This is a genomic window from Streptomyces albospinus (assembly GCF_014648695.1).
In the GTDB taxonomy this organism is placed as follows: Bacteria; Actinomycetota; Actinomycetes; order Streptomycetales; family Streptomycetaceae; genus Streptomyces; species Streptomyces albospinus.
On the sequence record NZ_BMRP01000017.1, the window covers coordinates 105,479 to 113,767 of the forward strand.

General features: G+C 74.4%; 8 protein-coding genes. 3 read left to right on the forward strand and 5 right to left on the reverse strand.

All coding sequences use genetic code 11. The features are described 5' to 3' along the window. Positions 1–83 precede the first annotated feature (83 nt). From IEZ17_RS23055 to IEZ17_RS23070, 4 genes are read right to left on the reverse strand one after another with little or no spacing between them, the layout of a single operon-like run. Complete coding sequence (locus IEZ17_RS23055; protein ID WP_189303132.1) at positions 84–560, reverse strand: NUDIX hydrolase; 477 nt, start codon at positions 558–560, stop codon at positions 84–86. Between the two features lie 14 nt (positions 561–574). Then, positions 575–2,122, reverse strand: a complete 1,548-nt coding sequence (locus tag IEZ17_RS23060; RefSeq protein ID WP_189303134.1) for an ATP-dependent DNA ligase — start codon at positions 2,120–2,122, stop codon at positions 575–577. A gap of 18 nt (positions 2,123–2,140) precedes the next feature. Next, positions 2,141–3,532, reverse strand: coding sequence for an FAD-binding oxidoreductase (locus tag IEZ17_RS23065; protein WP_189303136.1), 1,392 nt, complete (start codon positions 3,530–3,532; stop codon positions 2,141–2,143). Positions 3,533–3,560: 28 nt separating this feature from the next. Beyond that, the gene (locus IEZ17_RS23070; RefSeq protein ID WP_229852542.1) at positions 3,561–4,547 is read right to left on the reverse strand and encodes an antibiotic biosynthesis monooxygenase; all 987 of its coding nucleotides are present in this window, start codon (positions 4,545–4,547) and stop codon (positions 3,561–3,563) included. A 94-nt stretch (positions 4,548–4,641) separates the two neighbouring features. Between IEZ17_RS23070 and IEZ17_RS23075 the strand changes: the two genes are divergently transcribed. Next, entirely contained in the window at positions 4,642–5,208 is a 567-nt protein-coding gene (locus IEZ17_RS23075; protein ID WP_189303137.1) for a nucleoside deaminase, read from the forward strand. A 93-nt stretch (positions 5,209–5,301) separates the two neighbouring features. Here the strand turns inward: IEZ17_RS23075 and IEZ17_RS23080 are convergent, their stop codons facing one another. Next, entirely contained in the window at positions 5,302–6,075 is a 774-nt protein-coding gene (locus IEZ17_RS23080; RefSeq protein ID WP_308427687.1) for a thioesterase II family protein, read from the reverse strand. A 130-nt stretch (positions 6,076–6,205) separates the two neighbouring features. Here IEZ17_RS23080 and IEZ17_RS23085 point away from each other — a divergent pair, with 130 nt between their 5' ends. Next, positions 6,206–6,889 carry a histone deacetylase gene (locus IEZ17_RS23085; RefSeq protein WP_189303139.1) on the forward strand — a complete coding sequence of 228 codons (684 nt, stop codon included), beginning with the start codon at positions 6,206–6,208 and terminating at the stop codon, positions 6,887–6,889. Between the two features lie 70 nt (positions 6,890–6,959). Continuing rightward, a complete protein-coding gene (locus tag IEZ17_RS23090; RefSeq protein WP_189303141.1) occupies positions 6,960–8,279 on the forward strand; it encodes an alpha/beta family hydrolase in 1,320 nt (439 codons plus the stop codon). Positions 8,280–8,289 lie beyond the last annotated feature (10 nt).

Below are 8,289 nucleotides of genomic sequence, written 5' to 3' on the forward strand. Positions count from 1 at the left end.
CGGGCGGAACGGAGGCGGCCGGAGGCGGCCGGTGCGCGACGGGCGCGGGCGCGCCAGGCGGCGTACGGGAGCGGGGAGGGCGTTCAGCGGCCGTCGCCGAGCCGGTCCGCCAGCCGTTCGAGGAACACCCGCTGGCCGGTGACCAGCCGCTCCCGGGCCGCCTCCGGGGTGAACCAGGCCACCCGGTCGATCTCGGGGAAGCTGCGGGTCACCCCCGAACCGCGCGGCCACTCCATCTCGAAGGTGCCGGGCACGATCCGCTCCGGATCGAGGTCGCTCGCGACGGCCCAGACCGTCACCACCTTGCCGCCGGACTGGCGGGCGTCCCCCAGCGGGAGGTACCGCCCGTCCGGCGGCGGCAGCCCCAGCTCCTCCGCGAACTCCCGCCGGGCCGCGTCCATCGGCTTCTCCGGCGGTACGTACTCGCCCTTGGGAACGGACCAGGCGCCCGCGTCCCAGCGGGCCCACAGCGGCCCGCCCATGTGCGCCAGCAGCACCTCGACACCGCCGTCCGCGCCACCCCGGTACAGCAGCAGCCCCGCGCTCCGCCTGCCCGCCATGAGCCCCGCCGCACCTATCCCCGCTCGCCGGGGTGCGCGGCGAGCACCGTCGCGATCGTGTCGGCCTGCGCCGCCGGCTTGTCCTCGCGGTAGCGCAGCACACGGGCGAAGCGCAGGGTGACGCCGGCCGGGTAGCGGGGGGAGGTCTGGAGTCCGTCGTAGGCGATCTCGACGACGAGTTCCGGACGGACCGTCACCACATGCCCGTCGTCCGACTCCGCGAGTTCCTGGAGCCGTTCGGTCTGCCAGCCGAGGGTGGCGTCGGTCAGGCCCTTGAAGGTCTTGCCGAGCATGACGAAGCCGCCGTCCGGGTCCCGCGCGCCGAGGTGGAGGTTGGAGAGCTTGCCGGTGCGCCGGCCGTGCCCCCACTCGGCGGCGAGCACCACGAGGTCCAGGGTGTGGACCGGCTTCACCTTCAGCCAGGCGGCACCCCGGCGGCCCGCGCTGTACGGCGCGTAGAGGGCCTTGACGACGACGCCCTCGTGGCCGCGGCGCAGGGTCCGGACCCAGAACTCCGCGGCGTCGGCGCGGGCTCCGGCGTCGACCGGGTCCTTCACCACGCAGCGGCGCACCCGCAGCGGCTCGGGGACCAGCGCGGCGAGTTCGGCGTGCCGCTTCTCACCGGGGAGGCCCAGCAGGTCGCGGCCGTCGATCGCGAGGATGTCGAAGAAGACCGGGGTGAGCGGGAGGGCGGCCCGGGCCGCGGAGACATCGGCCCGGGAGCCGAACCGTCCGGCGATCCGCTGGAAGGGCAGCGGCCGGCCGTCGTCGTCCACGGCGATCACCTCGCCGTCCAGGATGAAGCGCTCGGCGGGGAACTCCCGGACCAGGTCGGTGACTTCGGGCAGCCGGTCGGTCACCTCGTCGAGGGTGCGGGTGTGGATCCGTACGTCCGGCCCGTCCCGGTGCACCTGCACCCGGATGCCGTCGAGCTTCTCCTCCACGGCGCAGTGGCCCAGCTTGTCGATCGCCTCGTCGACCGACGCGGCGGTCTGCGCGAGCATCGGTCCCACGGGGCGGCCGATCGTGAGGCGGAAGTCGGCGAGCGCCGTCGGGCCCCGGGACAGCAGGGCCCGCGCCACGTCCGGCAGCGAGCCGGCCAGCATCACGGCCCGGCGTACGTCGGCCGCCGGCACCTCGGTGGCCGCGGCGAGCCCTTCGGCGGCCAGTGCCTCCAGCGCACCCTGCCGCACCTCGCCGGTCAGCAGGCCGTGCAGGAACCGCTGCTCCGGTGCGGTCGCCGCGGCCAGCAGCTCCCGGACCAGCCGGCGCCGCTCGGCCTGCGCACCGGGCCCGGCGACCTGGGCCAGGCGGGTCAGCGCGGCATCGGTCTCGGCCACGGTCAGCGTGGCCTCGGCGGCGGGCGGCGGCGGTGCGCGCAGTACGCTCCAGCCGATGCCGATGCGCCCCTGGGGCAGCCGTCCGGCCAGGTACGGGATGACGACCGGGACGTCCTCCGGCGCGGCGGCCCGGAACAGCCCGGCCAGCAGCGCGATCTTCCGGGACCGCGCCGCGGTGGCGGCGACCTCCCCCGAGACCTGTGCGAGACCGGCGAGCAGCATCGGGCCGCCCTTCTGCCCTTATGGGGCGAGGTAGGAGTGGAAGCGGTTGTCCGGGTCCCACTCTGCCTTGATCTCCTGGAGCCGGTCCCAGTGCGCGGGCGGGTACGCGCGCCGGGCCCGGTCGGCGCCGGCCTCCAGGTCCGCCTCGGCGACGTAGCGGCGGCCGTCGCCGCGCGGGTCCGCGTCGGCCATCAGCTCCCGCAGCCAGCGCGTCTGCGCGCCGTCGTCGGCCGGGCGGTCCCAGACCGCGTAGCCGACGAGGTAGGACGCGCCGAGCGGGACGAAGGCCATGTTCCGCAGCAGCGCCGGGTCCGGGGACACCGGCTGGACGGGTGACAGCACCAGGGACGCGGGCGACGGGGCGCGGGCCACCGCCCCCGCGGCCCGGGTCAGCAGGGTCGCGTAATCCGCCGCGGACCACAGGGTGTCCGCCGCGTAGCGGTGCCCCGGCGGCCAGAGCGCCTCCGCGCCCCGGTGCAGGGCCGCGAAGGAGGTCGGTCCGGGCGGCTGCGCGGTCACGGCGCGCTCCCCGAACGGGCAGCGGGTGAACGGCTCCAGCGCCCGCCGGGCCTCCTGTCCGGTCGCGGCGAACGCGGTGGCGGAGACGGTGATCCGCGGGCGGGTGGGGTCCGGCCCGGCTCCGGCGGGCAGCAGGACGAAGGTCGTCTCGACGTACGGCGGCAGCCCGTGCGCGGTCCGCTCCGCCCACTCCGCCACCGCGGTGACGTCGGCCAGCGGGAAGGTGAGGGCGGTCGCCAGGATGGCGCCCGGGTGGGGGTGCAGCGCGAGGCGGAAACCGGTGACGACCGCGCAGAAGCCGGGGCCGGCGCCCCGCGCGGCCCAGAAGAGGTCGGGGTGCTCGGTCTCGGTGCAGGTGACCGTGCGGCCGTCGGCGGTGACGGCCCGGATCCCGATGACGTCCGCGCAGGAGGCCCCCCAGGCGCGGGAGTTCCAGCCGAGGCCGCCGCTGAGCAGGAAGCCGCCCACCGCGACGCCGGGACAGTGGCCGACCGGGAAGGCCAGGTGCTCGGGGGTGAGCGCGGCGACCAGGTCCGCCCCGGTGACGGCGGGGCCCACGTCGGCCGTCGCCGGGGCGCCGTCGGCGGCGGGGGCGAGGGTGCACGTCCGCAGCCCGGAGAGGTCGATCAGCAGGCCGCCGTCGCGCAGTTGCGCACCGGACCAGTTGTGCCCGCCGGAGCGGAGGGCGACCCGCAGTCCCCGGGCCCGGGCGTACCGGACGGCGTGGGCGACATCGGCTTCCGTGGCGGCCCGCACGATGGCGTCGGGGAACCGCCGCGGCGTGCGCAGGTTCCACACCGCGCGCTCGCGTTCGGCCTCGTAGCCGGGGTCGCCCCGCCGGATCAGGGTGCCGCCGAGGTCCCTCGCGGGCGGGGCTGCCGGTGGGCGCATCCCGCTCTCCTCCGCGTGCGGCCGGTGGTCAGCGCAGGGCATGGGTGATCAGCCCGAAGACGACGACGGACAGCAGGTAGCCGAGGAGCACCACCAGCACCCCGGCGAGCTGCACCCGGCGGCCCCGGGCGCGGCCGGGCGCCAGCCAGAAGGCCAGCGCCCGGTTGACCAGCGGCATCAGCAACCAGGTCAGCGCGCTGACGCTGAGCACGTTGCTGAAGAACAGCGCCAGGTACAGGGGGACGCCGAGCCGCCCCAGCTCCACGCCGAAGGTCAGGGTGAGCACCATCACCGTGGGGTAGAGCGCCAGCAGCACCGACATGGCCTGCTTCCAGTTGGGCAGCGCCTCGGAGCCCGTACCGCGCTCGAAGCGGAACCAGCCGCTGAACGCCGAGTCGACCTTGCGCACGTCGTACGACGCGACGTAGGCGCGCCCCTCGTCCAGGAGCGCCTTGCGGGTGCCCGACTCCAGCCAGTCGTCGAGGTGTTCGCGGCTGTCGAAGCGGAAGACGACCACCCAGCGCTTCTGGACGTCGCGCACCGGCTTGAACAGCTCGGACCCCATGTATCCGGGCGACTTCTCCTGGGCCTTGAGCGCCTTCTCCTGCCACTTGAGGAAGGCCTGCTCGCAACCGGGGCGCACGTCATGGGAGATGACGGCGGTGACGGCCTCATGGGGCGTCGGCCCGGGGGTGCCGCCCTGGAGCACCTCCAGCGTCGGCGGGCCCTCGAAGAGGCCACGGCCCTCGGCGAGCAGTTCCCGCCGGCGCGCGGAGTCCAGCCAGGCGGTCAGCTGCTCGATGCCGGCGAAGCGGAAGACGGCCACCCATTCGTTGGCCGCGCCGGCCGCGGGCGGGTACACCTCGGCGCCCATGAACCCGTCGAAGGCGCGAGCGGCCTCGTTGGTCCGCTCCTGCCAGCGCTGGTACTCGTCGGTCCGGCCTTCACGCACCTTCTGCGAGGTCACCACGGTGGCGCTGTCGGCCGCCGAGCGACGGCTTGCACGGGCACTCACCTGGAGTAGCGTAGTACAAAAGCGAACTAAGCAGCAAATGGGGCAAATGCTTGACCGTTCCACCAAGGACCAGAGGCCGATCGGAGACGTGGCGATGGAACCGAAGGAACTGATGGCCGAGGCGGTGCGGCTCGCCAGGGAGTCCGTGGACAAGGGCTGGGGCGGCCCGTTCGGCGCGATCATCGCCCGCAACGGCGAGATCGTCGCCCGCGGGCAGAACCGCGTCCTGCTGACCGGCGACCCCACCGCGCACGCCGAGGTGGAGACCATCCGCAAGGCCGTACAGATGCTCAACCCTGAGGCACCGTCAATCTCCGAGGAGCACCAGAACGAGAGCACCCTCCAGTACGTGCCCCGGCCCGAGGGCTCGCCGGACCTGGTGCCCGAACGCGCCCGGATGCTCCGGGGCTGCTCGATCTACATCAGCGGCGCCCCCTGCCCGATGTGCATGAGCGCCATCTACTGGTCCCGGCTGGACGAGGTCTACTTCAGCTGCGACATGGAGTACACCCGGCGGATCGGCTTCGACGACTCGTTCCAGTACGAGGACTTCCAGAAGCCGCTCGACCAGCGCCGGATCAAGATCCAGCAGATCTACCCCGAGCTGGGTGCCCGCGCCTACGAGGCGTGGTCGCACCGGGTGAACCACCACGCTTACTGACCGGGCACCGGCGGCGGCCCGCCCGGCAGCACACGGCGGCTGCCCGTCCGAACGGACCGAGGCGCGCGGGCAACAGCCCCGCGCCCGACTCCGCTACGCCCAACTCCCCTGCGTCCACGCCCCGATGTCCCGCACGACGATCTTCGTGACCTGCTCCGTCCGGGAGTTGAGGTAGAAGTGGCCGCCGCCGGGGAACACCGTCAGCTCGCAGGGGCCGGTGGTGTGCTCGCGCCAGGCGTCCGCCTCCTCCAGGGTGGTGCCCGGATCGCTGTCCCCCACGAGGACCGAGACCGGGCAGCTCAACCGGGGCCCCTCGCGAGGGCGGTAGGTATCGACGGCCGTGTAGTCCGCGCGGATCGCGGGCAGCACCATCCGCAGCAGCTCCTCGTCGTCGAACACCGCCTCGTCGGTGCCGTTCAACTCCTTGAGGGCGGCGACCAGTCCGTCGTCGTCCCGCCGGTGGACCGCCTGGTCGCGGTACCGGGACGGGGCGCGGCGGCCGGAGGCGAACAGGCCCAGCGGCGGCTTTCCGGCCCGCTCCAGATTCCTGGCGACCTCGTACGCGACGGTGGCGCCCATGCTGTGGCCGAAGAACGCCAGCGGCCGGCCGGTCCAGGGCTCCAGCGCCGCGGTGACCCGGTCGGCGAGCTCGTGGATGTCCTCCAGGCACGGCTCGGACAGCCGGTCCTGGCGGCCCGGGTACTGCACGGCGAGCACGTCCAGCCGTGGGGACAGCGCCCCCGCCAGCGGGAAGTAGAACGTCGCCGAGCCCCCGGCGTGCGGAAAGCAGACCAAGCCGACAGGCGCGTCGTCGGCCGGCCGGAACCGGCGAATCCACCGGTTGCTGTGCTCGCTGGTAGTAGCCACGAACAGGAGGTCTATCAGCCCCTCGGGCCACTGATCAACCGGGATCCGCCCGCCGCCGGGGAAGCGCGCGGTCCGAGCCCCCCGCGGGCTCCTCGGGCGCCCCGGTAACCCGCGGCGATACCGTGGACACGTGACGACTCCGCGCGCCCTGGAACCCCGGGAGCCCGAGCGGTACGCGGCCCGCACCGCCCCCGTGGCCCTGGTCTGGTACGCCGCCTACGGGTCCAACATGCACCCCGAGCGGCTCGGCCACTACCTCACCGGCGGCCGTCCGCCCGGCGGCCGGCACGACCACCCCGGCTGCCGCGACCCCCGCCGCCCCGCGCGCAGCGCGCCCGTCGTGCTCCGCGGCCGGCTGTACTTCGCCACCGAGTCCGCGCTGTGGACCGGCGGCCGGGCCTTCTACGACGCCGACGCGGACGGCGAACTGCCCGCCCATGCCTATCTCCTGACGCTCTCTCAATTCTCCGACATCGCCGCGCAGGAGATGCACCGCGCCCCGTCCGGCGACCTCGACCTCACACCGGCCCTCACCCACGGACGCGCCCGGCTCGGCCCCGGCCGGTACGAGACCCTGGTCTGCCCCGGCCTGCTCGACGGCCACCCGGTACTCACCTTCACCGCCCCCTGGCGCAGCACGGACGTCCCGCCGAACCCGCCCGCCCCCGCCTATCTGCGCCATATCGCGGCCGGGATCATCGCCGCGCACGGCTGGAGCCGGCAGCGCACCGCCGAATATCTCGCAGCGTGCCCGGGGGTGAACGCTCGGTGGTCGGTCCCGGAGATCGTCGCCCTGCTCGGACTTGCGCAATGACCCCGTTTGGGGTTATTTCGAACTAGGTGTGGACGTGGCTTCCGTCTCCCCTGGGTAGGGGGTGCACATCGTGCTGTTCACCGACCGCGCGGACGCCGGACGCCGCCTTGCCGAGGCGGTGCGCCACCTGGAGAGCGAGGATCCCGTCGTCCTGGGCCTGCCCCGCGGCGGGGTCCCGGTGGCCTACCAGGTGGCCCAGGCGCTCGACGCTCCCCTCGACGTGATCGTCGTCCGCAAACTCGGCGTCCCGTACCAGCGCGAGCTGGGTTTCGGCGCCATCGGCGAGGGCGGCGTACGCGTCATCAGCGACGACATCATCCGCCGGGGCAGGATCAACCAGTCCGACGTCGCCTCCGTGGAGCGCGAGGAGGCGGCGGAACTCGCCCGGCAGGCCGCCCGCTTCCGGGCCGGCCGGCCGCGGCTGCCGCTGGAGGGCCGGACGGCGATCGTGATCGACGACGGCATCGCGACCGGCGCCACCGCGGCAGCCGCCTGCGAGGTGGTACGCGCCCAGGGCGCGGCCCGGGTCGTGCTGGCCGTCCCCGTGGCGCCGCCCGACGCCGCCGAGCGCCTGCGCGCCAAGGCGGACGACATCGTCTGCCTCTCCACCCCCTACGCGTTCTCGGCGGTCGGCGAGTGGTACGAGGACTTCTCCCAGACCTCGGACGACGAGGTCGTCTCGCTGCTGGCCCAGGCCGCGGCCGGCCCGGCCCCGCGCGCCCGCGCCGGGACCGGAACACCACAGAGCGTGCCGACCGAGCAGGAGGTCCGGATCGAGGCGGGCCCGGTGCTGCTCACCGGGGACCTCACCCGGCCCACCGCCACCGCGCCGATCGTGATGTTCGCCCACGGCTCCGGCAGCAGCCGCCACAGCCCCCGCAACCGCGCGGTGGCCGCGGCCCTCAACCGCGCCGGCCTGGGCACCCTGCTCTTCGACCTGCTCACCCCGGCCGAGGAGGCCAACCGGGCCAACGTCTTCGACATCGACACCCTGGCCCGCCGGCTCGCCGACGCCACCCGCTGGCTGCGCGCCCGCGCGCCCGTGCCCATCGGCTACTTCGGCGCCAGCACCGGAGCCGCCGCCGCACTGCGGGCCGCCTCCTACCCGGACGCGGACATCGGCGCCGTGGTCTCCCGCGGTGGCCGCCCCGACCTCGCGGGCCGCTCGCTGCTCGACTCCGTCCAGGCACCGACGCTCCTGATCGTCGGCGGCAACGACACCCTGGTACTGGACCTCAACCGCCAGGCGCAGTCCGCGCTGAGCTGCGAGAACAAGCTCGAAATCGTCCCCGGCGCCAGCCATCTCTTCGAGGAGCGGGGCGCCCTGGACCAGGTCTCCGCCCTCGCCCGCGACTGGTTCACCCGCCACTTCCGTATGCAACCGGCCTGACCCCCGCCCT

Excerpts from the sequence above, each read along its gene's own strand:
- IEZ17_RS23060 (WP_189303134.1), bottom strand. The coding sequence starts at position 2,122 with ATGCTGCTCGCCGGTCTCGCACAGGTCTCGGGGGAGGTCGCCGCCACC.
- IEZ17_RS23065 (WP_189303136.1), bottom strand. The coding sequence starts at position 3,532 with ATGCGCCCACCGGCAGCCCCGCCCGCGAGGGACCTCGGCGGCACCCTG.
- IEZ17_RS23055 (WP_189303132.1), bottom strand. The coding sequence starts at position 560 with ATGGCGGGCAGGCGGAGCGCGGGGCTGCTGCTGTACCGGGGTGGCGCG.
- IEZ17_RS23075 (WP_189303137.1), top strand. The coding sequence starts at position 4,642 with ATGGAACCGAAGGAACTGATGGCCGAGGCGGTGCGGCTCGCCAGGGAG.